Source organism: Lysobacter changpingensis (assembly GCF_017308985.1).
Lineage (GTDB): Bacteria > Pseudomonadota > Gammaproteobacteria > Xanthomonadales > Xanthomonadaceae > Lysobacter_J > Lysobacter_J changpingensis.
Genome location: NZ_JADWPE010000002.1, coordinates 92,132 through 117,304, shown reverse-complemented (window position 1 = coordinate 117,304; position 25,173 = coordinate 92,132). Strand labels below are relative to the sequence as shown.

Here is a 25,173-nt window from a genome sequence, read left to right as displayed (position 1 = left end):
GGGTCTCATGCGGCGGCGCGCAGTCCGCGCAGCCAGCCGAGCATGCCGCTGGTCTCGCTGAAGAACAGCGCCTTCGACAGGCGCCCGGACGGCGCGCGGAAACGCGCTTCGTGCACGTTGAAGCGCAGCAGGCGGTAGGGATCGGCGCCGGGACGGTTCACGCCTTCGATCGACGTGGTCGCGGTGGCGAAACCCGCGTCGCGCACCAGGCGCGCGTCGCGTTCACCGAAATCGGTACGGCCGCCATTGGGATAGGCGAAATGGCGCGGCGCGTGCCCGAGTTCGGCGGCGATGCTCGCGCGCGACAGGCCGATTTCCTCGCCAGCGGCGGCGTCGTCGAGGCGGCTGAGAATCGCGTGGCTGCACGTGTGGCCGCCGATCTCGATGCCGCCGTCGGCCAGGCGACGCACGTCGTTCCAGTCGAGCATCTCGCGATCCTCGTGCGGCAGCGGGCGCGGACGCGCCTGCTCGCAGACGTGGTCGACCCACGCTTCCAGTTCGGCAGGTTCCAGCGTTTTCAGGCGCGGTGGCAGCAGCGTGTAGAGACGATGGCGATCGTCGGCGAGCGACAGGTCGAAGTGTCCGAGCCCCAGGCCGCCGAGGTCGATCTGGTCGCGACTGCGCGATTCCACCGCGTGCACGAGGCGGTACGCCCAGATCGGTTCGCCGCCGATGTGGCCGGTGGCGACGTAGACGACCGCCGGGACCGGCCCGCCGAGGTTCGCGTCGATCAGGCCGAGGTTGTCGCGATAGCCGTCGTCGAAGGTGAGCGCATAGCGGGTCTTCTGCGCGCGCTCGGGCGAGAGTTCGCGCAGGCCGTCGTCCAGCCCGACCAGCGCGCCGCGCGCGCGCAGCCACGCGAGCATCTGCCGCAGTTGCGTGCGCGAGACGCTCAAGGGGTAGGGGTCGTGGTCGTCGCGCAGGCGATGCAGCATCAGGATCACCAGCCCCGCGCCGCTGAGCTTGCGGTACAGGCCATCGAGCCCGCTGTAATGGCTGCACAATGCGAGGCAGTAACGCACCCAGGTGCGAAGCAGGACGGTCATCGCGTGGAATCCTCCGGCGGCAGGTGGCGCGCCTTCACGACCAGGGCCACATAGGCCCAGAAGTAGGCGATCACCGGGTAATACGTGAAACGGTCGCCGAACAGGTTGCTGATGATCATCGACACCCAGGCGCCCATCATTCCCAGGGCCAGCGCGTAGCGCCAGGTGCCGGTGCGCGCCTGAGCGACCTCGCGCAACGAGGTCCTCAGCACCGCCAGCAGGATGCCCAGCAGCGAGATCGCGCCGAGCACGCCGCCTTCGCTGAGCATGCGGATGTAGAGGTTGTGGGTGTCGCGGCCGTAGGGATTGATCTCGCGATGGTGGAAGGTGTGGTAGCCGGTGCCGACCACCGGATTGCGTACGAAGTTCGACCACGCGATCTTCCAGTACTCGATGCGCAGCTCGGTGCTTTCGTCGCGCTTGCCTTCCTCCACCGTGGTGCTGTCGAAACGTTCGACCACCGACTTGGGAAGCACCGCCGGCAGCACCACGACCGCCAGGCACAGCGGCAGGATCAGCTTCATCCGTCCGCGCCAGACCAGGATCACCACCACCATGCCCATGATCAGGCTGATGTAGGCCGTGCGCGAGTAGGCGTACAGCACGCCGACGATCATGCAGCCGATGCCGCCGAGCAGCAGCAGCTTCCACTTGCGCGACAGCCGGCACGCGAGCAGCAGCGCGAACAGCACCACCGCCACGGTCACGCAGAACGCGGCGAACTCGTTGGCGCCGAGCAGCGCGAAGGTGCCGCTGATGCGCAGGTCGTCGGTGTAGTGCGTGCTGGCGACGCTGCGGTGCTGGTTCCACACCACCTTGGCGATGTACGGCAGCGGCAGCAGCGTGGCCAGGACCACCATGCGCACGCCGTTCCAGTCGCGCACGCTCATCTGCACCACGTACACCACGAACAGCCCGACCATGTGGTCCTTGAGCTGGTTGAAGTGGTTGGTCGGCTCGTTGACGAAATGGAAACCGATGAGCATCGACAGCGTCATGTAGATCGCGTAGATCGCCGTCCACGTGTTCACCGGCTCGTTCGGCGCGAGCTTCCCGCCCTGCGCCATCGCGGTGAACAGCGAGACCAGGAACATGAGGTTGAGGAAGTTCAACCCACCGCCGATGTTCGGCAGATAGCCGGCGGTGATGTTCTGCAGCGGCAGCAGGATCAGGAACACGAACAGCGGCCAGTTGCGCGGCGCGCGTGCGGTCGCCGGCCGGGCGCTCGCCCGCGCGGCACTCGGTGCGCCCGGAAGCACGGGCAGGCGCGTGCGCGTGCCGGCCGGCATCGCGCCGCGCAACGCACGCGCCGCGAGCGGGAATCGCGATCCACCAGCGTCAGGATGCGCGCCGCGCATGGCGTTTCTCCAGCAGTCCGCGGTACAGCGCCAGGTACTCGGCCGCCATCGCCTGCGCGCTGTGGCGTTCGCGCACGTGATCGCGCGCCACGGTGTCGCGGACACGGGGTGCGCTCATCGCGTCGTCCAGCGCCATCTCGAGGGCGACCACATCGCCCGGCGGAACGGTGCGCCCATGCGCGCTGCGTGCGAGCAGGCGCGGGATGTCGCCGACGGCGCTGGCGATCACCGGAACTTCGCAGGCCATCGCTTCCAGCACCACCAGCGGCATGCCTTCGGTGAGCGAGGGCAGCACGAGGTGATCGGTGAGCGTGTGGACGGCCGGCATGTCGTGGCGCATGCCGAGGAAGCGGACGCGCTGCGTGATGCCGAGCTGCGTCGCCAGCGTTTCGAGTTCCTCGCGCAGCGGGCCATCGCCGACGACCAGCAGCACGGCGTCCGCATGGCGCGCGGCGACCGGAACGAAGGCGCGCAGCAGCATCGCGATGTTCTTCTCGCTCGACAGCCGCGCGACGGCGGAGAACACGCGCGAGCCCGGCGAAAGGCCCAGTTGCGCGCGCAGCATCGCGGCGCCGGCTTCATCGCGCACCGGGCAATCGATGCCGTTGTCGATGTGACGGATGCGCGCGCGCGGAACGCCGGCACGCGCGAGGCGGTCGACCTGCTCGCCGGCCACGACCACCAGCGCATCGAAGCGGCGCAGCAGCGCGAGTTCCAGCTGCGTGTACAGGCGCAGCGACGCGGAGGATTCGACCCAGCCGTGCAGCGTGGCGACCAGCGGCGCGGGCTTTCCGAGGTGATGTTCGCGGCGCGTGGCGAGCCAGGCGTAGAAGGCGCTCTTGTAGTCGTGCACGTGCACGACCGGCGGCGTGCCGGCGCGGTCGCGCGTGGCGCCGATCTGCGCGGCGATCGCGCCGATGGTGGCCGCATCGACGCGGCCACGGCAGGGCAGCAGGACCGTGTCCTGGCCGGTCGCGGAGGCGACGTCGTGCAGCGCCTGTTCGTGCATGCGGTAGTTGTTGATGCTCAAAAGGCGGCTGCGTGCGCCGCCGCGATCGAGCGCGCGATTCAGCGCGAGCACCACGCGATCGGCGCCATACAAGCCGGCGCTCGAGCGGACCTGCAGGACGAAGGGGCGCGATTCGTTCATGGCGTCCTCGCGGCCTCAATCGCGTCCAAGCAGGCGGCGATACAGGCGGTCGAACGCGAGCACCATCGCGTCGAGCGAGAACTCGCGCTCGATGCGCGTGCGCGCGGCCAGCCCCATGCGCCGGCGCGCATGCGGCGATTGCGCCAGCCATTGCAGCGCCGCGGCCAGCGAGATCGGATCCAGCGGCGGCACCAGCAACCCGGTCTGTTCGTGCTGCACCAGGTGCAGGTTTCCGCCGACCGCGGTCGCGACGACCGGCAGGCCGCATGCCATCGCCTCGAGGATCGCGTTGGACATGCCCTCGCTGGAGGAGCACAGCACCAGCGCGTCCATCGCCGGCAGCAGATCGGCGACGTCGTCGCGGAAGCTCAGCAGGTGGACGTCCTCGACCAGGCCCTGCCCGGCGATGCGGGCGCGGATCATCGGCAGGTCCGGGCCGTCGCCGACCAGCAGCAGGCGCGCCTGCGGCACGTTGCGTCGCACGCTGGCGAAGGCGTCGAGCAGGTCGACATGGCGCTTCACCGGCTGCATGCGCGCGACGCAGCCGAACACGATGGCGTCCGCGTCCAGCCCGAGCACCGCGCGCGTGTCGAGCCGGCGCTGCAACGGCGCCGGCGCGTAGTGGCGCGTGTCCACGCCGTTGGGGATCCACGTCATGCGCAACGCGTCGAGCTTCTCGCATTGCGCGAGCCCGGACAGGATCTGCCGCGCCGGCGCCACCACCGTATCGAAGCGCGGATTGAGCCAGCGGAACGCCTGCTGCAGCTTCGGGCTCTTCTTGAAGCCCATGTCGCGCCGGTTGGAGATGTGCACCGTCCCGGGCCGGCGCGGAAGCAGCGCGTTGAGCACGTCGGCCTTCTCGTGCTGCGACTGCACGACGTCGAAACGCTCGCGGCGCAGCATCGCCGACAGTTCGCGCCACGCGCGCAGGCCGGTGCGGTCGTACACCGCATGCACCGGCAGCGAGAGCATGCGCAGGTGCGGTTGCTTCAACAGCTGGCGGCCGTGGTTGCCCGGCATCGACTGTTCGTGCAGTTGCACCAGCGTGATGCGGTACGCATCCGCGGGCAGGCGCGTGGCGAGGTTCTGCAGGAACCGTTCGCTGCCGCCGGGCGCGAGCACCGGCGTGTCGGTCACCAGCAGCAGCGCGATGCGCTCGTCGGCGACGCGCGCGAGGGCGCGCGGCTCAGCGGGTATAGCGAACGCTGAAGATGGCGGCATTCTCGTCATAGCTCGCTTCGTTGGCGTTGCTGTCGCGTTCCTGGTGGCGCAGGTCGAAGCCCAGGCTCCAGTGGCGGGTGAGGATCTTCGTCATGCCGATGTAAACGGAGAAGTCGTCGTCGTCGCGGTCGAAGCTGTCGAAACTGCGGAAGCCCGCCGACACCGAACCGTTGAGGTACAGCGACGGCGTGATCGCCCAGCTCAGCCCCACGCCGATGCCGTAGCTGCCTTCGCTCTCGGCGGTGGGGTCGATGTAGTCGTTGTCCTCGTAGTACGGCCGGATGCTGGCGTCGAGGCGTTCGCCGTTGTAGCGGTAGCCCACGTCGACGCGGCGCTGGCGGTACAGGTCCGGGCCGATGGTGACGTCGGTCGGATCGGGCGTCGGCGCGCCGCCGGGCGCCGTTGGACTGGCGGTCGGATCGACGGCGTTGGTCATCAGTTCCTGCGCGGCGTCGGAGAACTGGTAGTACACGCCCATGTCGAGCGTGCTGCGTGAGGTCGCCCGCCAGGTCAGCACGGTGCGGAACAGCGGCGCGTCGTCCTTGGTGTTGTAGTCGGTGAGTTCGACCCACGAGTAACCCGCGCGCACTTCCAGGTCGATGTTGGCGAGGTTGCGGTTCCAGGTGAGGTAGCTGTCGAGGCGGCGGTAATCGGCGCCGAGCGTGTCCAGGCTCACCTGGTCGTACTGCACTTCGCTGCCTTCCACGGTGAAGGCGATGCGCGTGGTCGGGCCGGGTTCCTGCCACAGGGTGAAGGCGGCGTTGTAGCGATCGCCGTTGAAATCGTCGCTTTCCTCGGCCCAGTAGTTGTTGTAGCGAAGATCCACGCGCACGCGGGTGGCATCGCCCGGGCGCAGGTTGAACTGCGTGCCGGCGACGAACACGTTCACCTGCTGCTGGTTGTTGGGCGCATCGGCGGCGAGCACGTCGATCGGCTCGTAGTTCGCGTAGTCCTCGATGATGACCTTCATCCGGTCCTGCCAGGTGTTCCAGTTGAACGTGCCCACCAGCGAGGCGCGCACGTCGTCGTCGAACAGGTCGCCGGTGTAGTACAGGTATTCCACGCCGCCGCTCGCGGCCAGCGTGGTGTTGCGGCCGGTCTGGGTCAGGTCGAAGGCGACGTCGGTGGCGAGCGTGCTTTCCTCCTGCGGATTGGTCTGCGTCAGCGCGATGTTGTCGCTGTGCTCGACGCGTCCGCCGATGGAGTAATTGATCTGCGCCGCGCGCGCGGCGTGCGGCAGCATCGCGGGAAGCGCGGCCAGCAGGCCGATGCAGAGCGCGGATCGCGGGGATGGCCCTGCGACCGGTTGGATTCTTGCGCTGGCCATTCGATCTCCCTGATGTCTTGTGGCCGGACGGTCCTGAAGCCGCGGGTGCCGAAGCTTGCGTCGTTCAAACGCCTTCGTTGAACACCACGCCGGCGAACTTGGCCGGATCGAAGTTCGCCGCGGCCTGCGCGATCGTCGACGCCGTATCGCGCCCGTATCCGGCGACGAGGATCACCACGTCGGCGATGTCGGCCAGGATGCGTGCGTCCGGCGTGCCGCGCACCGGCGGCCCGTCGAGGAACACGTAGCAGTTCGGGTGCCGGCTGCGGATCGAATCCAGCAGAAGCCGCATGCGCACGGACGAGAAGTACTCCGCGCCGATCTCGCGCGTGGTGCCGGCGGGAATCAGGCGAAGCCCGGTGACGCCGGTTTCGTAGATCACGTCGGACAGATCCGCATCGGCGTTCTCGAGGTATTCCACGAGCCCGCCGTTGTCGGCGTCGATCTTCATCGTGCGCTGCTGCGAGGGATGGCGCAGGTCGCAGTCGACCAGCAGCGCGCTCCTGGTTTCGTCGAAGGCCATCGCCGTGGCGAGGTTGCGCGCTACGAAACTGCCGCCGCTGCCGCTGCTCACCGGCGCCACCAGCGCGACGAAGCTGCCTTCGACCGCGGAAAGCAGGCGCGTGCGCAGTTCGCGGAACGCATCGACCTCCGGCCTCGACACGCCGCCGCGATGGATGATCGCGCGGTCCTCCAGCTGCGAGGGCGTGAGCGCGGCAACGCCGGCGCTGCGCGGGATGGTCGGACGCAGGTCGCGTTCGGGCGCGTCCTCGCGATCGGTCGCGGCGCTTCCGGTGGCGCGGTCGTCCGTGGTGTCCAGTACGGCTTCGGAAGGAGCGGCGCTCATTGCAGGGTCACCATCTTGAGGATGAGGGTCAGGCCGTAAACGAGCGGCACCACCAGGAAAATCATCGCGGCGATCACGAAGCGGCGCATCGCCATGCGGCGCGAGGTCACGGTGCGGTAACGCGGCACCGTGCCGAGCACCGGCAACGCCGATGCGGTTTCGACCTGGTAGGGCGAACGCACGCGCGGATCGAGCCGCACGAAGCCGAACAGCAGCACCAGCGGCGCCAGCGCGGCGGCGCCGAGGCCGGCGCCCGCCACGTGCACCAGGCGCAGGCCGACGCCGCGCAGCGGATACGTCGCCGGTTCCTGGATGCGGAAACTCAGGCCGCGCTGCTCGGAATCCAGGCTCATCGACACGCGCGCGTTCTCGCGGCGCTTGAGCAGGTCCTGGTAGAGATCGCGGTTGACTTCGTAATCGCGCGACAGCTCGGCCATCGTGCTTTCCGATGCGGCGATGTGGCGGCTGCGGGCCAGTTCCTGGTCGAGCAGCGCCTGGCTGGTGTTGATGCGCGAGGTCACCGCGGCGGCCTGGCGGCGGTTCTCGGCGAGCTTGCTCTTGAGTTCGCCGTACAGCGGATTGAACGAAGCCACGCCGCCCAGCGCGGTGCCGCCGGTGCTGGTGTCGTTCGCCGCGCCGGGCGAGGGCGGTGCGCTCTTGCGCGCGGCCTGGCGCGCGTCCTCGCGGCGCACTTCCTCTTCCAGGTCGCGGATCTGGTGCGCCACGCGGACCACGTCCGGATGCTGCTCGGTGTAGTTCATCAGCAGGCGGTCGTGCTCGGATTCCAGCTCGGCCATGCGCGCGAGCAGCTGGCCCGAGCGCGTCTGCACCACGTTCACCTCGTTCTCGCCGTTGAGCTGGCCCTGCAGCGCGTTGCCCTGCGATTCCAGGTCCATCAGCTCCATGCGCGAGGTGTCGACCATGCGGCGCAACTCGGCGATGCGCGAGTTCACGTCGCCGTCGATGCCCGGGCGCGCGTCCGGATTGGACTTGCGATACGCCTCCAGCTTGGATTCGGCGTCGGTGAGCTTCTTGTGGTAGGCGCGCACCTGCGAGTCGATGAAGTCGTACGCGTCGCGGCTCTCGCGTTCCTTGGTCGCCAGGCTCTGCTCGATGATCAGTTCGGCGAAGCGCTTGGTGACGGCGTGCGCGCGCGCCGGGTCGGTGTCCGTGTACGACACGCGGATCAGGTTGTCGCGCGGGTTGGAGATGATCGTGCGGCCGGTGATCACCTCGATCAGCTGGTCCTGCTGCACCGGCGTCGGATTGGATTTCATCCAGCCGCCGGTCTTGAGGATCTCGTCCATCGTCCTGCGACTGAAGGCGACCTCGCGCGTGATCGCCGCGCGGCTCACCACGCTGGTCGGCACGGCGCGGCCTTCCATCAGCGGCTTGATGATGTTGCTTTCCTCGACCAGGATCGTCGTCTGCGAGTTGTATTTCTTCGGCAGCAGCATCCCGAAGACGAGCGCGCCCAGTGCGATCAGCGTGAACACCGTCGCCAGCAGCACCGGGCGGCGGCGCCATTCCTCGAACGCCACCGGCACCATCGCCGCGATCGCGGAGGGACGGGTCTCCGGGACCGTGAGTTCCGTCGACATGCCGTTCACAGCGTGCGTTCCGGAACGGTGATGACATCGCCCGGCGCGACCTTGAAGTTGGTCGTCAGGTCGCCGTCTTCCAGGATGTGGTCCAGCCGCACCGCATAGCTGCGCGTGCTGTCGCCGGTTTTGCGATACAGGTCGGACTTCGCGGGCGCGGCGAACTCGGTGACGCCGCCGGCGGCGAGCACGGCGTCGAGCACGGTCATGCCCTGGCGGAAGGGAATGGAGATCGGCTGGCGCACCGCGCCGGTGACGCGCACGCGCGAGAGGTATTCGTGGCTGCGAAGGTCGGTGAGGATCACCGCGACCTGCGGATCGCGCACGAACACGGCGAGGCGTTCCTGGATTTCCTTCGCCACCGCGTTCGGCGTGCGTCCGCCTGCGGCGACGTCGCCGACCAGCGGGACGGAAATCCTGCCGTCCGGACGCACCGGAACGGTGATGCCCAGCTCCGGATTGCGCCACACCGACACCTGCACGATGTCGTCGATGCCGATCTGGTAGGCGTCGACCAGGTTTTCCGATTCCGCCGGCGGCGGTGCGTTGGCGCTGCCGCCCGAAGACGCGCAGGCGGAAAGGAAGAGCATCGTGGCGAGGACGGCGACGAAGGTGCCGATCGTGCGGGTACTGAACGTGCGCATACGCAAAACCCCCTTGCATTCGACATGAGCGAACGGCGCGGGGGCGGATTTCCGGCCACCTGCGCGTGCGGCGAACACGCTTGCCGGATCCTTGCCGGAGCGAGCGGCGCTTTGCGTTGGAAGGGTCAGGACGCCGGACGACCGGTGTCCGGGGAGCCGTCGTTCGCGGCGGAGCGTGCAGGGCGGCCGCGTGTCGCGGCGGCCCTGCTTCGACTTGCAAGGGCCGACTTGTCCGGAAGTCGCCCGACACATCGGGATCCTCATGCGAATCCTCGTCTGCGGAGGCGCCGGTTACATCGGCAGCCACACCTGCCTGGGCCTGATCGAGCGCGGTCATTCCGTGGTGATCGCCGACAGTGGCGTGAACTCGTCGCCGCGCGTGATCCCGCGACTGCGCCGGCTCGCCGGCGTGCCGATTCCCGTGCACCGCGCGGACCTGCGCGACCGCGCGGCGATGACGGCGCTGTTCGCGACGTACCGCTTCGACGCCGTGCTGCACTTCGCGGCGCTCAAGGCGGTGGGCGATTCCTGCCGCCGGCCGCTGGACTACTTCGACAACAACATCAGCGGCACCATCGTCCTGCTGCAGGCGATGCGCGGAGCGGGCGTGCGACGGCTGGTGTTCAGTTCGTCCGCGACGGTCTACGGCGAGCCGGAGCGCGTGCCGGTGCGCGAGGACGCGGGGCTGTCGGTGATGAATCCGTACGGCCGCACGAAGTTGGTGGCCGAGCAGCTGATCGGCGATCTGTGCACGGCCGATCCCGAATTCCGCGCCGCGAACCTGCGCTATTTCAATCCGGTCGGCGCGCATGCGTCGGGCCTGATCGGCGAGGACCCCTGCGGCGAGCCGACCAACCTGATGCCCTACATCTGCCAGGTCGCGGTGGGCGCGCGCGAGAAGCTGCGCGTGTTCGGCGGCGATTATCCGACCGTGGACGGGACCGGCGTGCGCGACTACATCCACGTGGTGGACCTGGCGCGCGCGCACGTGGACGCGCTGGAGTACATGGTGCGAGCCGATGCCAGCGTGACCGTCAACCTCGGCACCGGACGCGGCGTGAGCGTGCTGGAACTGGTGCATGCGTTCGAACGCGCGAGCGGACGGCGCATCGCCTACGAGATCGTCGGGCGTCGCGCGGGCGATGCCGCGTCCGTCTACGCCGATCCGTCGCTCGCGCACGCGTTGTTCGGATGGCGCGCGCAGTTCGACGTGGATGCGATGTGCCGCGATGCGTGGCGCTGGCAGGCGATGAATCCGGAAGGGTATCGGACGGTCGCGCGGCGCGAGCCCGCGTCGTCGCGTGGACGGCGTGCGCGGATTGGCGGGTCCCGGGCGGTGGATGTGGTGTGAACGGCCTGCGTCGCTCCGCGGTGCGGGCATCGTCGAAGACGCCGTCATTCCCGCGAAGGCGGGAATCCCACTGTCGGGCGGATCACGCTCTCCGGAAAACGCGATGGCCCGGAGCGTTGGGTCCCGGCCTGCGCGCGGACGTCGTCTGAAAAGCGGAGGCCTCGGATAAGGAGCGGAAGCGAGGCCGCGCGTTACGGCGCACCGCTCGCCGTGCTCGCATCCAGCTCCGCGCGCCGGCGGTCGTCCGCCAGCGCCTGCTGCAATCCGTCGCGGAGTTGGCCGCCCTGGCCGATCGAATTCCACACCGGTTCGCGGCCGAAGCGCACGAAGTAGGTGGAGAGGAAGCGGTTGCCGTGGTCCGGCAGCGCGTCGAACAGGCCCGCTTCGAAGCGGCTTTCGGCGGAGGGTGGGGCATAACCCATCGACGCGAGCAGCGTGGGATAGACGTTGAACGCGCTGGCGCGGTCGTGGTTGCGTCGCGCGGCGTCGCGCAGCAGCGGCGAGAGCTCGGCGTTGCGCGTGATCGCCGCCAGCGGCACGCGGCCTTCGCTCGGCGAGGCGGGGCCGATCGTGCAATGCGTCTGCTCGCCGGGGCTGCCGTCCTCGTGGAAATTCTGGCCGTGGTCGGCGGTGTAGAGGATCAGCGTGTCGGCGAGGTCCACGTTCGCGAGCGCTTCGCGGAAGAAGCCGCGCGTGTTCCAGGCCAGGCAGTTGCGGTAGCTGTTGACCTGGCGCCAGCGCTGCTCGGCGTTCTCGGCCTGTCGATAGCCGGAACCGTCGTCGGCCTCCTTCGACACGAACGCGCGCGACAACGTCGGCGAATACAGCGTGTTCGCGGCCGGATACTTGCCTTCGTACGGGAAGTGGCAGCCCATCTTGTTGACGTAGGTGAAGCTGGGGCGGTCGCGCAGCAGCACGCGGTTGAGCAGGCGCCCGGCCTCGATGTCCTTCGCGTCCGGCGCGAACGCCGTGCCGACCTGCACGAACTCGTCGATCTCGCCGACCTCGCGCCGGTCCATGAAGTTCTGCAGCTTGCCGTCGTGGCGCTGCGCGTCGATGTAGATCGTGCGGTAGCCCGCACGCGCGGCGTAGCGCCAGAAGGACGGATTGACCTGCAGGTCCTTCAGGTACCGCTCGCGCGTGACGCCGTAGCGCACGCTCGCGTTCGAGGTGGACGAGCAGTTCGCCGTGGACGCCGCGACGCCGAAGTTCGCCAACGCGCTTCCGAGCGGACGCAGGCCGGTTTCCACGCCGTCCTCGACGTTGAGGTCGACGTAATCGCCGCGCACGCTTTCGTCCATCACCAGCACGATGTGGCGGAACGGCCGTTGGCCCAGGTGCGCCAGCGCGATGTCCTCGCGTTCGGGCGCGGGCGGCGCGAGCAGTTTTTCCGCGCCGAGCACGCCGGCGAACGCGGCGGTGTTGTATTGCCCCGGAAACCCGTTGGAGCCTTCGCCGCCGCGCAGGTAGAGAAGCACGCCGATCGCCACCACCGGCAGCAGTTGCAGCAGCCCCGGATTGCGTTGCGGCCAGCGCAGCAGCGATGGCGAATCCGGCGGCGCGAGCCACGGCGGCAGGTTGATCGCGATGACCCCGAGCGCGGACCACGCGACCGCCTGCAGGATCTGCGCGTCGTGGAAACCCTTCAGGTTCCCGGCGAAACCGACCAGGCCGAGGAGCTGTTCGAACTCGATCAGGCCCAGGTGGCGCGACACGATCAGCGCGTGGGCGAGGGTGAAACTGCTGCCGAGGAAGAAGACCGCGCTCCACACGACGCGCGCGGGCGTGCGCGCGTGGAACGCGAGTACCAGCATGGTGACGATGCACAACAGCCAGACCGCGGCGAACACCGCCAGGCCGGGTTGCAGCCCGATGTGGGCCACGCGCTCGGCGAGCAGGCGGTTGGTGCCCAGCAGATAGGTGCCGATCAGCACGAGCTTCACCGCGATCCATGCAGCCGGTGCCCTGGAAACCCATCCGCCCATGCGATCTCGCCCCCCGTTGCGCCGCCTTGCGGCGGAACCGCGTGTATGCCCGGCGCGCGGCCGGGTTCCGGCCCACTCCCCTCGGCGAGGGAGCGGCCTCATTGCGGGTAACGCAGGCGGGCGGCGGGAACGGTCGCCGCGCGGATCGGGCGGTCAGCGCAGCAGCGCGTCGACCACCGCGTAGGGCTGCTTCATCCAGGCGTAGTGATCGGCGCGCGCGCCCAGCGCGGCGGCGTCGAGCACGTCGATGCGCGTCGTCGCGCGGCGCAGTTTCGACAGCAGGAAACGCAGCGAGGATTCCGGCCCGAGCCAGTCGCGCGCGAGCACCACCGCGTGCGCGTCGAGGGTGAGGGCGGCCATCGCCGATTCCAGGTCGACGTCCACGCCGCGCGCGGCATAGCGGCCGGACAGGCCGGTGAGGCTCCAGTCGCGGATCACGCCGCGCGCTTCCTGTCCGCCGAAACCGATGCGGCGGCCGGGCAGGGCGCCGTGGAAATCGGCGAGCCACGCGAGGAACCGGTACACGAACGGCAGCCACCACGCGGTCTTCATCGGGAACGCGCGCCAGTACGGCGCGCCGCTGCCGACCAGCCACAGGCGTTGCGCGCTTTCCGGCGAAAGGGCGAGCCGGCAGCACGCCAGTTGCCCACCCAGGCTGTGGCCGCCGAGGATGCGCGGCACGTCGGGGGCGTGCGCGGCGACCAGCGCTTCGCTGGCGGGGAGGTCGAGCGTGAGCAGTTCGCGATAACCCCAGCCGGTCTGGCGGTCCGCACGCACGCTGCTGGAGCCGCCGCCGCGCCATTCGTGCACGAACACCGCGATGCCGCGTCGTGCCAGCGCTTCGGCGAAGGGCACGTAATGCTTCGCGCCGATGCCCATGGCCGGCAGCCAGAGCAGGCTGGCACGCGGCGCTTGCGGGATGCGCGCGATCGGTTTGAAGCGATGGCCGTCATCGGCCGTCGCCTCGGGTTCGAGCGCGCGGAGGTCCTGCGGCGGCGAGGCGTCATCCATGCGGTGCGGCTCCGAAGTGGTCGAGCACGAGCACGTCGCCGCGACCGGGTCGATAACCACGGCGCAGCGCGGCGTGCACGTAGTCGGTGGCGGCGGTGCTGGCCTCGCGCAGGTCGCGGCCGAGGCACAGGTTCGCGGCGACCGCGGACGCGAGCGTGCAGCCGGTGCCGTGCGCGTCGATCTGCAATCGCGTGTGCGACATCGGATGCACGACGTCGCCGTCGGCGAACAGGTCCACCACGTCCTCGCGCGAGGCTTCCACCGGAAGATGGCCGCCCTTGAGCAGCACCGCGCGCACGCCAAGGGCGCGCAGGGCGTCGATCGCGCCGTGCATCGCATCGAGGTCCTCGATGCGTTCGCCGATCAGCAGTTCGGCTTCGGGCAGGTTCGGCGTGACCAGCGTCGCCATCGGCAGCAGGCGCGTGCGCAACGCGTCCAGCGCGCTGGATTCGAGCAGGCGCGCGCCGGAGGTGGACACCATCACCGGATCGAGCACGACGTGCGCGGGACGATGGTGCGAGAGCGCGTCGGCGACGGCGTGGATCACCTCGGCGTTGGCGAGCATGCCGAGCTTCACCGCACCGATGTCGAAATCGTCGAAGCAGGCGTCGATCTGCGCGCGCAGGAAGGCGACGTCCGGCACGTGCACCGCGGTGACGGCGCGGGTGTGCTGCGCGGTGAGCGCGGCGAGCGCGCTGAGGCCGTGCACGCGATGCGCGGCGAAGGTTTTCAGGTCGGCCTGGATGCCGGCGCCGCCGCCGGAATCCGAACCGGCGATGGTGAGGGCGCAGGACGGGAGAGTCGCGTCGTTCATGGCGACAGTGTGCCTGCCGGACCGCGGTGCAGGCGATAGGCGACGTAGGCGACGCCGGTGACGCCGGTGATCGCGGCCGGCACGTACAGCGTGCGGTAGGCCAGGTGCGGGAACAGCGACGCGCCGACCACGCCGCCGAGCAGGAAGCCGCCGACGATCGCCAGGCACAGCCAGAGCCGGCGCGGTTCGGCCGGCACGCCGCGCAGGCGATGGCCGAGGAACACGCCCAGGTCGGTGAACATGCCGGTGAGGTGCGAGGTGCGCACGAGCGTGCCGCTGTAGGTCGCGGTCATCGCGTTCTGCAGGCCGCAGGCCATCGCGGCGAGCGCGGCGCCGGCGATCTGCTGGCGTTCGAACAGCGGCACCGCCGCGACCAGCAGCGCCGCTTCGATGGAGAGCGCCACGCCGTAGCGCCGGCCCAGGCGCAACGTGCTGTCCTGGATGATGAACCCGCTGAGCACCGCGCCGCCGACGAACGACATCACCACGAGCACCAGGTGGCCGCTCGCGCGCGCATCGCCATGCGCGATCGCCGCGCCGAGCAGCGTGGTCGTGCCGGTGAGGTGCGTCACCGCCTGGTGTTCGAAACCGAGGTAACCCACCACATTCACCATCCCCGCGACCATCGCGAGCGTGGCGGCGCCGAGCCAGACCCAGGTGGGGAGGCGGGTGATCATGGGTGCGCGTGTCCCGTTGGAGGATTGCGGTTGGAGGATTGCGTCATTGTGCCGTGTTGCGGCGGCGTTGATGGGCGCGGGGTGCTGGGGGGGGTTTTTCAGTGCGCTGTGGGGATCGGCGTCGCCCCGTGGGGCATTGTCGTTGTCGTTGTGGTCGAAGCGCCGGCGTTCCCAACGCCAAGGTCGTTTCCCAAAAAAATGCACCGTCATCCCGGCGAAGGCCGGGATCCAGGCTCGTGACGTTTGGGCACTCCATTGACGGTTCCCAAGCTCACCGTCATTCCAGCGAAAGCTGGAACCCATTTGCTGTTGGGCTTCGTCGTGACTTCGAAAGCACACATCGCGAGCGCCGGCGTTACCGCACGCCCCGCCCCTCACCCAATCCCTCTCCCGCAGGGAGAGGGGCTAAAAGCACCGCCCCTCACTCCCGGAGGTCGAGGGGCTCAGAACTCCCTCCCCGGCGAATGCAGGGGAGGGTTGGGGAGGGGTGAAGTGGCAAACGGTGCGCCTGGTTCGAGCGTGACAGGCCCCGGGTGCGCTCCGCTTACCCGGGCTACAGAAGCGCTTCGAAAGCGCACATCGCGAGCGCGGGCGTTGCCGCACGTCCCGACCCTCCCACCCCAACCCTCTCCCGGAGGGAGAGGAGCTGGAACTCCCTCCCCGGCGAATGCAGGGGAGGGTTGGAGAGGGGTGAAATGGCACACGATGCGCGTGGTTCAAGCGCGACAGGCCCCAGGTGCGCTTCGCTTACCCGGGTTACAGGAGCGGCACGGTTTCCTGCAAACACCCAAAGCCCTACAGAACCTCCGACGCATAATCCGCCAACCGCGACCGCTCGCCGCGGCGCAGCGTCACGTGCGCGCTGTGCTCCCAGTTCTTGAAGCGGTCCACCGCGTAGGTCAGGCCCGACGTGGTTTCGGTCAGGTACGGCGTGTCGATCTGCTCGACGTTGCCCAGGCACACGATCTTCGTGCCCGGGCCGGCGCGCGTGATCAGCGTCTTCATCTGCTTGGGCGTGAGGTTCTGTGCTTCGTCCAGGATCAGCCAGCGGCTCAGGAACGTGCGGCCACGCATGAAGTTCAGCGAGCGGATCTTGATGCGGCTGGCGAGCAGGTCGTTGGTCGCCGCGCGGCCCCAACTGCCGCCGTCCTGATTGTGCGTGAGCACTTCCAGGTTGTCGGTCAGCGCGCCCATCCACGGCGTCATCTTTTCCTCTTCCGTGCCGGGCAGGAAGCCGATGTCCTCGCCGACGCTCACCGTCGCGCGGGTCATGATGATCTCGCGGTAACGCTGCTGGTCCATCGTCTGCGCCAGGCCCGCGGCCAGCGCGAGCAGGGTCTTGCCGGTGCCGGCGGTGCCGAGCAGGGTGACGAAGTCGATCTCCGGGTCCATCAGCGCGTTGAGCGCGAAATTCTGTTCGCGGTTGCGCGCGGCGATGCCCCACACGGCGTGCTGGTGATGGCGGTAGTCGTCGACGATCTGCAGCACCGCCTTCTCGTCGTCGACGCGCGCGACCTTGAGTTCGGATTCCTCGTCGCCGGGCAGGAAGAGGAACTGGTTGGGGTGGAAGTCGTCCTCGTCCTTGCGGCGGATCTCGTAGAACGTGCGGCCCTTCTCGGTCCACGACTTGAGGTCCTTGCCGTAACGCTGCCAGAAATCCTCCGGCAGCGCGGTGGCGCCGGTGTAGAGCAGGCTGAAGTCGTCGAGCGCGCGGTCGTTCTCGTAATCCTCCGACACGATGCCGGCGATGGACGCCTTGATGCGCAGGTTCACGTCCTTGGAAATGAACACCACCGGCACGCCGGGTTCGGCTTCCTTCAGCGCCAGGATGGAACCCAGGATGTGGTTGTCCGGGATCACCGCGCCGAAGCGCTTGCCCGAATCGAAGTCGCGCGTCTGGAACCGCAGCCGGCCGATGCTCTGCGCGCCGCGCAGCTGCAGGCCCTGCGGGCGGTTGAGCGGGATGCCTTCGGCGATCTTGTCGGTGCCGGCGGCCTCGATCAGCTCGTTGAGGAAGCGGCTGACCTGGCGCGCGTTGCGACTGGCTTCGGAGGTGCCTTTCTTGGCGTTGTCGAGTTCTTCGATGACCTGCATGGGCAGGTAGACATCGTGTTCCTCGAATTTGAACAGCGCGGTCGGGTCGTGCATGAGGACGTTGGTGTCTAGCACGTAGATCCGCTTGCTTCTGGTCATCGACTGCTCCGATGCGGGTGGGACTGCCTGGAGAACGGGGTGTTGCCGTGTGGTGTACTGCTTCGCGGGACGGGAAACCTGACTGCGCTACCGCGCGCGCACGGCGACGCCGCCGTGGCCCGCGGTGCGGGACGGCGGCGTTGCGGGCGGGCGGCGGGGATCACTGCGTTGCGTGTTCCTTGAGCGAATCGAGCACGGCCTGCGCATGGCCGGGCACTTTCACCGGGCGCCATGACTGGGCGATGACGCCCTTGGGATCGATCAGGAAGGTGCTGCGCTCGACGCCGACGTACTCGCGGCCGTACAGCTTCTTCGGCTTGATCACGCCGAAGGCGTTGCACAGCGCTTCGTCGCCGTCGCTGACGAGGTCGAACTTGAAACCCTGCTTGGCGCAGAAGTTCTGGTGCGACTTGATCGAGTCGCGCGACACGCCCAGCACGGTGGCGCCCAGCTTCCTGAACTTCGACAGCAGCGCGTTGAAGTCGATGCCTTCGGTGGTGCAGCCGGGCGTGCTGTCCTTCGGGTAGAAGTACAGCACCAGCCAGCCGCCTGCGAAATCCTTCAGTTGCGCGGTTTCGCCGCTGGACAGCGCCAGGGGCAGGGTGGAAACGTTCTTCGGGATTGCGTCGCCGGTATCGAGCATCGTCGTGTGCAGTTCGTATCGCGGGGCGATCAGAACTTCATCGGGTCCATGATCGCGTCGAGGTTGAGGTGGTCGCAGAATTCGAGGAAATCGTCGCGCAGCGCGGCGATGTGCATGCTCGAGGGCACGCCGATGGTGATCTGCGCGGAGAACATCTCCGCGCCGGTCTGCATCGCGCGGTAACGCGAGGAATGCAGGCTTTCGATGGTGATGCCCTGGCGGTCGAAGAAATCGGCCAGCTGGAACAGGATGCCCGGCTTGTCGGCGGCGACCACTTCCACCACGTACGGCAGCAGGTTCGACTGCACCTGCTTGGCGCCGGTGCGGTACCACACCAGCTTGAGGCCTTCCTCGCGCTCCAGGCGCGTGAGCATGGCTTCCAGCTTGGCGACCGCGTCCCACGAACCCACGGCGAGCGTGGTCACCGACACGTCGCGGCCGACGGTGGCCAGGCGCGCGTCCACCAGATTGCAGCCCGAATCGGCGATGCGGCGCGTCACCGAAAGCAGCGGCGACTCCGGATGCGTCGTGTAGGCGTTGATCAGGAGGTGGTTTTCGTTCGGCGACGGCCGGGATGCGGAATCGGTCAAGGCGGCGCCTGTCCTGGTGAGCCTGGGCTCGGATACTGAATGGTGGCCCGTGAGGGGCCCGTGCTTGGCGGGGAGCATACTTGCCCGCGCTTTCGGGCCGCAAGTAACATCTCAAGGCGCTGCGCGCGCGTTCGACATCGTTCGAACGCCCGCTCCGACGCTTCGACCAACCCCCGCGCGCACCGGCGCGGACTTCCCAGCAAACGCGGCCTCGGACCTTCGACCTTGCGACTTTCCGGCAGCATCACCGCGCTGGCCACGCCTTTCACCGCGGCCGGCGAAATCGATCTCGACGCATGGAACCGGCTGCTCGACGCGCAGCTCGCGGCCGGCACCCAGGCCATCGTCGTGGCCGGCTCGACCGGCGAGGCGGCGGCGCTGTACGACGCCGAATACGACACGCTGCTGCGCACCGCGGTGGAGCGCGTGGGCGGACGCATTCCGGTCCTGGCCGGCACCGGCCTTTCGAACACCGCCAAGACGATCGAACTCACCCGTCGCGTCGCCGCGCTCGGCGCCGATGCCGCGCTGGTGGTGACGCCGCCGTACGTGCGCCCGACCCAGGCCGGCCTGGTCGCGCACTACCGCGCCATCGCCGACGACGGCGCGCTGCCGGTCGTCCTGTACAACGTGCCCGGCCGCACCGGCGGCGACCTGCTGCCGGAAACCGTGGCCGAACTCGTCGCGCATGCGCGCATCGTCGGCATCAAGGAAGCGCGCAGCGAACCCGAGCGCATGGCCGCGCTGCTGGCGCTGCGCAGCGAGGATTTCGCGGTCCTCAGCGGCGACGATCCGACCGCGTGCCGCGCGATGTTCGCCGGCGCCGACGGCGTCATCTCGGTGGCTTCGAACGTGGTGCCGCATGCGTTCCGCAGGCTCGCCGACCTGGCGCGTGCCGGCCAGCGCGATGCCGCGCTCGCACTGGATGCGCGCCTGCAGACGACCTACGACTTCCTCGGCGTCGAGCCCAACCCGATCCCCGTCAAGGCGCTGCTGGCGCGACAGGGCATCGGCCATGGGCTGCGCCTGCCGCTGCTGCCGCTCTCGGCCGCACATGCCGGCACCGCCGCGGCCATCGCCGCGCTGGTGGCCGAACTCGAACTGGAATGCCGCGAATCGCTCGTGGCCTGAACCCTGCAGGAGACCTACATGCGTCCTAACGTTTCGATGTCCCGCGCCGCCGTGGCCGGCCTGTTGCTGGCGGGCGTCGCGCTCGGCTCCGGCTGCAGCTGGTTCCGCAAGGGCAGCGACCTCTACGCGCAGAGCCCGGAAACGCGCCCGCTCGAAGTCCCGCCGGACCTGGACCTGCCGCGCACCGACACCGCCGTGAACGTGCCTTCGGCCGCCGCCCGCCAGGCGGTGGAGTCCGGCCAGGCCTCGGGCGGCTTCGGCATGGCGACCAACCGCGAGGACGCCTTCGCCAAGGTCGGCGAAGCGCTGGCCGCGGTGCAGGGCGTGACCATCACCAGCCGGGCGGAAGCGCTGGGCGTGTACGACGTCAGCTACGAGGGGGCCAACTTCCTCGTGCGCGTCGCCGGCGCCGACACCGGTGCGTACGTGACCGCCGTCGATCCGCGCGGCCTGCCGGCCACGGGCGCGGCGCCGAAGAAGCTCATCGACACGCTGCGCACGGCGCTCGGCGCGCAGTAAGCGGCGCGTCAGCCATGAAACGCGAAACGGGCGCCGGATGGCGCCCGTTTTCGTTTGCGACGTTGCTGCCTTGGTAGCCCGGGTAAGCGAAGCGCACCCGGGTCGAACGATGGCTGCCGCGCTATCCCCGGGTGCGCTTCGCTTACCGGGCTACAAGAGCACGGCGCCTCAGCGCTCCAGCAGATCCAGCTTCCCCGGCTTGCCTTCCCACTCCTTGGCGTCCGGCAGCGGGTCCTTGCGCGTGGTGATCACCGGCCAGGCCTTCGACAGCTCGGCATTGAGCGCGACGTAGACCTCCTGGCCGGCGGGCACATCGTCCTCGGGGTAGATCGCGTTGATCGGGCATTCCGGCTCGCACAGGGTGCAGTCGATGCACTCGTCCGGATCGATCACCAGGAAGTTCGGGCCCTCGTGGAAACAGTCGACCGGGCACACCTCCACGCAGTCGGTGTACTTGCACTTGATGCAGTTCTCGGTGACGACGAAGGGCATGACGACGGTTCCGTGAAGATGGCGCGCGAACGGGCGCGCCGCATCGCGCTAGTTTAGCGATTCGCCGGCGCGGGCCCCAACCCGTCCTTGGCGGATGGGCCCGGTGGGGCAAAGAAAAAGCCCGCGCATCGCTGCGCGGGCTTCGGAATTGGTACTCCCAACGGGATTCGAACCCGTGTTACTGCCTTGAGAGGGCGGTGTCCTAGGCCTCTAGACGATGGGAGCTTTGGAGCGGTGAACCCCGCGCAGGCTCTCAACACAACGCGGCTTGCTAGTATATGCGGCGCTGTTGCCGGCGGCAACGGCCTACTTTCCAAGGACCCGCGGCGCGCCCGCCTGATGCAACCCGACATCCGACCCCAATTGCAGATCATCCCGCGCGACCAGCACAACGTCTCGCGCCGCGACATCAGCCCCAACGCCCTGCGCGTGCTCTACCGGCTGCGGGAAGGCGGTTTCGACGCCTACCTGGTCGGCGGCGCCGTGCGCGACCTGCTCATCGGCGGCCACCCGAAGGACTTCGACGTCGCCACCAACGCCACGCCGGAAGAGGTCAAGGGCCTGTTCCGCAACTGCCGCCTGATCGGCCGCCGCTTCCGCCTGGCGCACGTGGTCTACGGCCGCGAGATCATCGAAGTGGCGACGTTCCGCGCCAACAGCGACGACGGCAGCGGCGACCGCGAGCTGCACGAAGGCGGGCGCGTGCTGCGCGACAACGTGTACGGCACGATCGAGGAGGACGCGATCCGCCGCGACTTCACCGCCAACGCGCTGTATTACGCGATCGAGGACTTCTCGGTGCGCGACTACACCGGCGGTTTCGACGACGTGCGCAACCGGCTGATGCGCCTGATCGGCGATCCGGAGACGCGCTACCGCGAAGACCCAGTGCGCATGCTGCGCGCGGTGCGGCTGGCGGCGAAGCTGGATTTCGAGATCGAGGACGCGACCGCCAGGCCCATCCCGCAACTGGCGCCGCTGCTGCGCGAGGCGGCGCCGGCACGGTTGTTCGAGGAATGCCTGAAGCTGTTCCTCTCCGGCCATGCGGTGAAGAGTTTCCTGGGGCTGGAGCGCCACGGCCTGCTGCCGGCGCTGTTGCCGGAAACCGCCGCCGCGTTGAAGTCCAACCGCAGCGGCGCGCTGCGTCGCATGCTGCTGGCCGGCCTGCGGGGCACCGATGCGCGCGTGGCGAACGACGAGCCGGTGTCGCCGGCGTTCCTGTTCGCGCTGCTGCTGTGGCCGGCGTACTGCCGCGCCCTGATCTCGCTGCAGGCGCAGGGCGTGCACGCCGCCGAGGCGCAGCGTCGCGCGGCCGACCGCGTCACCGTGCACCAGTTGGAAACCATCGCGCTGCCGCGCCGTTTCTCGCTGCCGATGCAGGAAATCTGGCTGCTGCAGTCGCGGTTCTCGCAGCGCCAGCGCAAGCGCGTGTTCCGCACGCTCGCGCATCCGCGGTTCCGCGCGGCGTTCGACTTCCTCAACCTGCGGCTGGCCGCATCCGACGAGCACGCCGAGGACGTCGCGTTCTGGCGCGAGGCGCAGACCAATCCGGGCGACGCGCTGGCCGCGCAGCTCGACGCGCATCGCGAATCCGAGTCGACCGAAGAAGGCGACGCGCCGCGCAAGCGCCGTCGCCGTCGCCGCAAGACCGCGAACGGCGGCGAATAACCCTGGCGAATGAACGAAGCGCTCCCGTGCCCGGCCTTCATCGGCCTGGGCAGCAACCTCGGCGACAGCGTCGCCACGCTGAGAGCGGCGCTGCGGGCGCTCGACGCGCTGCCTGACACTCGCCTCGTGCGTGCCTCGAAGCTGTATCGCACGCCCGCCTGGGGCGTGACCGAACAGCCGGACTTCATCAACGCCGTCGCGATGCTGCACACCCGCCGCGCGCCGCGCCGGTTGCTGGAGGACCTGCTGGAGATCGAGCGCCATGCCGGCCGCCAGCGCCTGGCCGATGGCAGCGATCGCTGGGGCCCGCGCACGCTCGACCTCGACCTGCTGCTCTACGGCGAGACGCGCATCGACGAACCCGGCCTGCACGTCCCGCACCCGCGCCTGCACGAGCGCGCCTTCGTGCTGGTGCCGCTGGCCGAAATCGCGCCGGACGCGTGCATCCCCGGCGTCGGCACCGCCGCACAGGCGCTGTCGAGGATGGCACCGGCGCAGGTCGAGGGGGTAACGTATGCGGACCCCCTCGACTCCGCCTGAGCGTTCGCGCCAGCGCACATCCCCATGTACAGCGGAACGCCGAACGAAAAGCCCTGGACCGTGCCCGCGCTCGCGCAGGCCAAGCGCGACGGCCGCAAGCTGGTCATGCTGACCTGCTACGACGCCGGGTTCGCCCGCACGATGGATGACGCCGGTATCGACCTGGTGCTGATCGGCGACTCGCTGGGCATGGTGGTGCAGGGCCACGACAGCACGCTGCCGGTGACGGTGGCCGATGTCGCCTATCACACCGCCTGCGTCGCTCGCGGACTCGGCAAGGCGCTGCTGATCGCCGACCTGCCGTTCGGCGCGGACGCCACGCCGGAACGCGCGCTGGAGGCATCCGTCCGGCTGCTCCAGGCGGGTGCGACGATGGTCAAGCTGGAAGGCGCCGCGCACAAGCTGGACGTGATCCGCTTCCTGGTCGATCGCGAGATTCCCGTCTGCGCGCATCTCGGCCTGACGCCACAGTCGGTGCTGCGCCTGGGCGGCTACAAGGTGCAGGGGCGCGACGAGGCTGCCGCCAGGCGCCTGCGCGAAGACGCGCGCGCCGTGCAGGAGGCGGGCGCGACGCTGCTGGTGCTCGAATGCGTGCCGACGCCGGTCGCCGCGGCGATCACCGGCGATCTCGACATTCCCACCATCGGCATCGGCGCCGGTCCGCAGTGCGATGGCCAGGTGCTGGTGCTGCACGACCTGCTCGGCGTGAACTCCGGCCATCGCCGTCCGCGCTTCGTGAAGGATTTCCTTGCCGAAGGCGGTTCGATCGCAGGCGCCTTCGCCGCGTATGCGCAGGCGGTGCGGGACGGCTCGTTCCCGGATGCCGGGCATTCGTACGCCTGACCGCAGGATTGGGCGGACAAGCCGATAGAAGCGGATGAAGGCGGGGCGGTCGCACAGCGATTCATCGTCCCGTTCCGCGTATCGCTTCGCCTTGCCCGTGTGATCCGTGCTCCTTCCGTGTAATCCGCGTCCAGAACACTCCGACATGATCGAAACCTTCACCGACCTCGACCCGCTGCGCGAACGCGTGCGCGGCTGGAAGCGCGATGGCCTGCGCATCGCCTTCGTTCCCACCATGGGCAACCTGCACGCCGGGCATTTCTCGCTGGTGAAGCGCGCGCGCGAACTCGCCGACCGCGTGGTCGCCAGCGTGTTCGTCAATCCGACGCAGTTCGGGCCGAACGAGGATTTCGCGCGCTATCCGCGCACGCCGCAGGCCGATGCGGACGGACTGGACGCGGCCGGTTGCGATGCGATGTGGCTGCCGTCGGTGGAAACCATGTACCCGTACGGCGTGGAAGCGACCGTGCGCGTGCAGGTGCCCGGCGTCACCAGCACGCTGGAAGGCGCGCACCGGCCGGGCCATTTCGATGGCGTGGCCACCGTGGTTTCGCGGCTGTTCAACCAGGTGCAGCCGGACGTGGCGGTGTTCGGTCGCAAGGACTACCAGCAGCTCGCCGTCGTGCGTTACATGGTGCGCGACCTGGCGTTTCCGATCGAGGTGGTCGGCGCCGACATCGTGCGCGAGGCGAACGGGCTGGCGATGAGTTCGCGCAACCAGTACCTGTCCGCCGGGGAACGCGCGCAGGCGGCGGAGATCAGCCGCTGCCTCGCGGCGATGGCGCAGGCGCTGCGCGATGGCCAGCCCCGCGAGGCGGTGGAGACGCAGGCGGACGAGCGCCTGGCCGCCGCCGGGTTCGTCCCGGATTACGCCGTCGTTCGCCGGCCCGACCTGACCGAACCGGCGGCCGGTGAAACCGGTTCCATGGTCGCGCTGATCGCGGCCCGGCTCGGCCGGACCCGCCTGATCGACAACCTCGAGTTCACGGTCTGAACGGGCGCGCCGCGGTGATCCGGAGCGTTCCAGCGCCGGCGCCAATCGCGAAGGCCGGATGATGTTGCACCGCGCCATGCGCTGCTAGACTTGCCCAAATCCCTTGCACGCCCGGCGCCCGAGCGCTGCGGCCGGAGCCGAACCCCATGCAACTGAACATCCTCAAGGCCAAGATCCACCGCGCCACGGTGACCCACGCCGAGCTGCATTACGAAGGCTCGTGCGCGATCGACGGCCGCCTGCTCGACATCTCCGGCATCCGCGAATACGAGCAGATCCACATCTACAACGTGAACAACGGCCAGCGCTTCGTCACCTACGCCATCCGCGGCGAAGAGGGCAGCGGCGTGATCTCGGTGAACGGCGCCGCCGCGCACTGCGCGCAGCCCGGGGACCTCGTGATCATCTGCGCCTACGGCGTGTGCGACGAGGCCGAAGCGGCCAAGTACAAGCCGACGCTGGTGTACGTCGACCGCGACAACGCGCTGACGCACACGAACCGTTCGATGCCGGCCCAGGCGGCCTGAC

At 69.0% G+C, this 25,173-nt stretch carries 24 protein-coding genes and 1 tRNA gene; 8 read left to right on the top strand and 17 right to left on the bottom strand.

Features of this window, described 5'->3' with window-relative positions; translation table 11 throughout:
* Window positions 1-5: 5 nt before the first annotated feature.
* From I4U41_RS02235 to I4U41_RS02200, 8 genes are all read right to left on the bottom strand, one after another.
* Window positions 6-1,046 (bottom strand): polysaccharide deacetylase family protein, encoded by a 1,041-nt coding sequence (locus tag I4U41_RS02235; protein ID WP_206859380.1) that lies wholly within the window; start codon window positions 1,044-1,046, stop codon window positions 6-8.
* The gene (locus I4U41_RS02230; protein WP_206859379.1) at window positions 1,043-2,404 is read right to left on the bottom strand and encodes an O-antigen ligase family protein; all 1,362 of its coding nucleotides are present in this window, start codon (window positions 2,402-2,404) and stop codon (window positions 1,043-1,045) included. The genes I4U41_RS02235 and I4U41_RS02230 overlap by 4 nt, the downstream gene beginning before the upstream one ends.
* Window positions 2,385-3,554, bottom strand: coding sequence for a glycosyltransferase (locus I4U41_RS02225; RefSeq protein ID WP_206859377.1), 1,170 nt, complete (start codon window positions 3,552-3,554; stop codon window positions 2,385-2,387). Before I4U41_RS02225 ends, I4U41_RS02230 begins: the two co-directional genes overlap by 20 nt.
* 15 nt (window positions 3,555-3,569) lie before the next feature.
* Entirely contained in the window at window positions 3,570-4,775 is a 1,206-nt protein-coding gene (locus tag I4U41_RS02220; protein ID WP_206859376.1) for a glycosyltransferase, read from the bottom strand.
* The gene (locus tag I4U41_RS02215) at window positions 4,741-6,102 is read right to left on the bottom strand and encodes an outer membrane beta-barrel protein (RefSeq protein ID WP_206859375.1); all 1,362 of its coding nucleotides are present in this window, start codon (window positions 6,100-6,102) and stop codon (window positions 4,741-4,743) included. The genes I4U41_RS02220 and I4U41_RS02215 overlap by 35 nt, the downstream gene beginning before the upstream one ends.
* Before the next feature lie 64 nt (window positions 6,103-6,166).
* A complete protein-coding gene (locus I4U41_RS02210) occupies window positions 6,167-6,949 on the bottom strand; it encodes a P-loop NTPase family protein (RefSeq protein ID WP_206859374.1) in 783 nt (260 codons plus the stop codon).
* Window positions 6,946-8,550, bottom strand: a complete 1,605-nt coding sequence (locus I4U41_RS02205; RefSeq protein ID WP_242524969.1) for an XrtA system polysaccharide chain length determinant — start codon at window positions 8,548-8,550, stop codon at window positions 6,946-6,948. The genes I4U41_RS02210 and I4U41_RS02205 overlap by 4 nt, the downstream gene beginning before the upstream one ends.
* A 5-nt stretch (window positions 8,551-8,555) precedes the next feature.
* Window positions 8,556-9,194: an XrtA/PEP-CTERM system exopolysaccharide export protein gene (locus I4U41_RS02200; RefSeq protein ID WP_242524968.1), complete on the bottom strand. Its 639-nt coding sequence runs from the start codon at window positions 9,192-9,194 to the stop codon at window positions 8,556-8,558.
* A gap of 262 nt (window positions 9,195-9,456) precedes the next feature.
* On the opposite strand from I4U41_RS02200, the gene galE reads away from it, so the two are divergent.
* The gene (galE, locus tag I4U41_RS02195; protein ID WP_206859373.1) at window positions 9,457-10,545 is read left to right on the top strand and encodes a UDP-glucose 4-epimerase GalE; all 1,089 of its coding nucleotides are present in this window, start codon (window positions 9,457-9,459) and stop codon (window positions 10,543-10,545) included.
* 191 nt (window positions 10,546-10,736) lie between these two features.
* On the opposite strand, the gene I4U41_RS02190 is transcribed toward galE, so the two are convergent.
* The 7 genes from I4U41_RS02190 to I4U41_RS02160 all read right to left on the bottom strand — a co-directional run bounded on the left by I4U41_RS02190 (window position 10,737) and on the right by I4U41_RS02160 (window position 18,458).
* Window positions 10,737-12,530, bottom strand: coding sequence for a sulfatase-like hydrolase/transferase (locus I4U41_RS02190; protein ID WP_206859372.1), 1,794 nt, complete (start codon window positions 12,528-12,530; stop codon window positions 10,737-10,739).
* A gap of 153 nt (window positions 12,531-12,683) precedes the next feature.
* Window positions 12,684-13,541, bottom strand: coding sequence for an alpha/beta hydrolase family protein (locus I4U41_RS02185; RefSeq protein WP_206859370.1), 858 nt, complete (start codon window positions 13,539-13,541; stop codon window positions 12,684-12,686).
* A complete protein-coding gene (gene thiD, locus I4U41_RS02180; RefSeq protein ID WP_206859368.1) occupies window positions 13,534-14,355 on the bottom strand; it encodes a bifunctional hydroxymethylpyrimidine kinase/phosphomethylpyrimidine kinase in 822 nt (273 codons plus the stop codon). The genes I4U41_RS02185 and thiD overlap by 8 nt, the downstream gene beginning before the upstream one ends.
* A complete protein-coding gene (locus tag I4U41_RS02175) occupies window positions 14,352-15,032 on the bottom strand; it encodes a YoaK family protein (RefSeq protein WP_206859366.1) in 681 nt (226 codons plus the stop codon). The genes thiD and I4U41_RS02175 overlap by 4 nt, the downstream gene beginning before the upstream one ends.
* Before the next feature lie 795 nt (window positions 15,033-15,827).
* Entirely contained in the window at window positions 15,828-17,225 is a 1,398-nt protein-coding gene (locus tag I4U41_RS02170; protein WP_206859365.1) for a PhoH family protein, read from the bottom strand.
* Window positions 17,226-17,385: 160 nt separating this feature from the next.
* Window positions 17,386-17,868 (bottom strand): peroxiredoxin, encoded by a 483-nt coding sequence (locus I4U41_RS02165; protein WP_206859363.1) that lies wholly within the window; start codon window positions 17,866-17,868, stop codon window positions 17,386-17,388.
* A 29-nt stretch (window positions 17,869-17,897) separates the two neighbouring features.
* A complete protein-coding gene (locus tag I4U41_RS02160) occupies window positions 17,898-18,458 on the bottom strand; it encodes a glycine cleavage system transcriptional repressor (RefSeq protein WP_206859362.1) in 561 nt (186 codons plus the stop codon).
* A 225-nt stretch (window positions 18,459-18,683) separates the two neighbouring features.
* Between I4U41_RS02160 and dapA the strand changes: the two genes are divergently transcribed.
* A complete protein-coding gene (gene dapA / locus I4U41_RS02155; RefSeq protein ID WP_206859360.1) occupies window positions 18,684-19,589 on the top strand; it encodes a 4-hydroxy-tetrahydrodipicolinate synthase in 906 nt (301 codons plus the stop codon).
* Window positions 19,590-19,607: 18 nt separating this feature from the next.
* Window positions 19,608-20,108: a hypothetical protein gene (locus tag I4U41_RS02150; protein ID WP_206859358.1), complete on the top strand. Its 501-nt coding sequence runs from the start codon at window positions 19,608-19,610 to the stop codon at window positions 20,106-20,108.
* 168 nt (window positions 20,109-20,276) lie between these two features.
* On the opposite strand, the gene fdxA is transcribed toward I4U41_RS02150, so the two are convergent.
* Entirely contained in the window at window positions 20,277-20,600 is a 324-nt protein-coding gene (fdxA, locus tag I4U41_RS02145; RefSeq protein ID WP_206859357.1) for a ferredoxin FdxA, read from the bottom strand.
* Window positions 20,601-20,749: 149 nt separating this feature from the next.
* A tRNA-Glu gene (locus I4U41_RS02140) sits at window positions 20,750-20,825 on the bottom strand.
* Between the two features lie 114 nt (window positions 20,826-20,939).
* Between I4U41_RS02140 and pcnB the strand changes: the two genes are divergently transcribed.
* The 5 genes from pcnB (at window position 20,940) to panD (ending at window position 25,172) form a co-directional block, all read left to right on the top strand.
* Window positions 20,940-22,268, top strand: coding sequence for a polynucleotide adenylyltransferase PcnB (pcnB, locus tag I4U41_RS02135; RefSeq protein ID WP_206859356.1), 1,329 nt, complete (start codon window positions 20,940-20,942; stop codon window positions 22,266-22,268).
* Between the two features lie 9 nt (window positions 22,269-22,277).
* On the top strand, window positions 22,278-22,808 hold the full coding sequence (gene folK / locus I4U41_RS02130; RefSeq protein ID WP_206859355.1) for a 2-amino-4-hydroxy-6-hydroxymethyldihydropteridine diphosphokinase: 531 nt from the start codon (window positions 22,278-22,280) through the stop codon (window positions 22,806-22,808).
* A gap of 24 nt (window positions 22,809-22,832) precedes the next feature.
* Entirely contained in the window at window positions 22,833-23,651 is an 819-nt protein-coding gene (gene panB, locus I4U41_RS02125) for a 3-methyl-2-oxobutanoate hydroxymethyltransferase (protein ID WP_206859354.1), read from the top strand.
* A 145-nt stretch (window positions 23,652-23,796) separates the two neighbouring features.
* The gene (panC, locus tag I4U41_RS02120; RefSeq protein WP_206859353.1) at window positions 23,797-24,645 is read left to right on the top strand and encodes a pantoate--beta-alanine ligase; all 849 of its coding nucleotides are present in this window, start codon (window positions 23,797-23,799) and stop codon (window positions 24,643-24,645) included.
* A 146-nt stretch (window positions 24,646-24,791) separates the two neighbouring features.
* Window positions 24,792-25,172 carry an aspartate 1-decarboxylase gene (gene panD, locus I4U41_RS02115; RefSeq protein ID WP_206859352.1) on the top strand — a complete coding sequence of 127 codons (381 nt, stop codon included), beginning with the start codon at window positions 24,792-24,794 and terminating at the stop codon, window positions 25,170-25,172.
* The last annotated feature ends 1 nt before the right edge of the window (window position 25,173 follow it).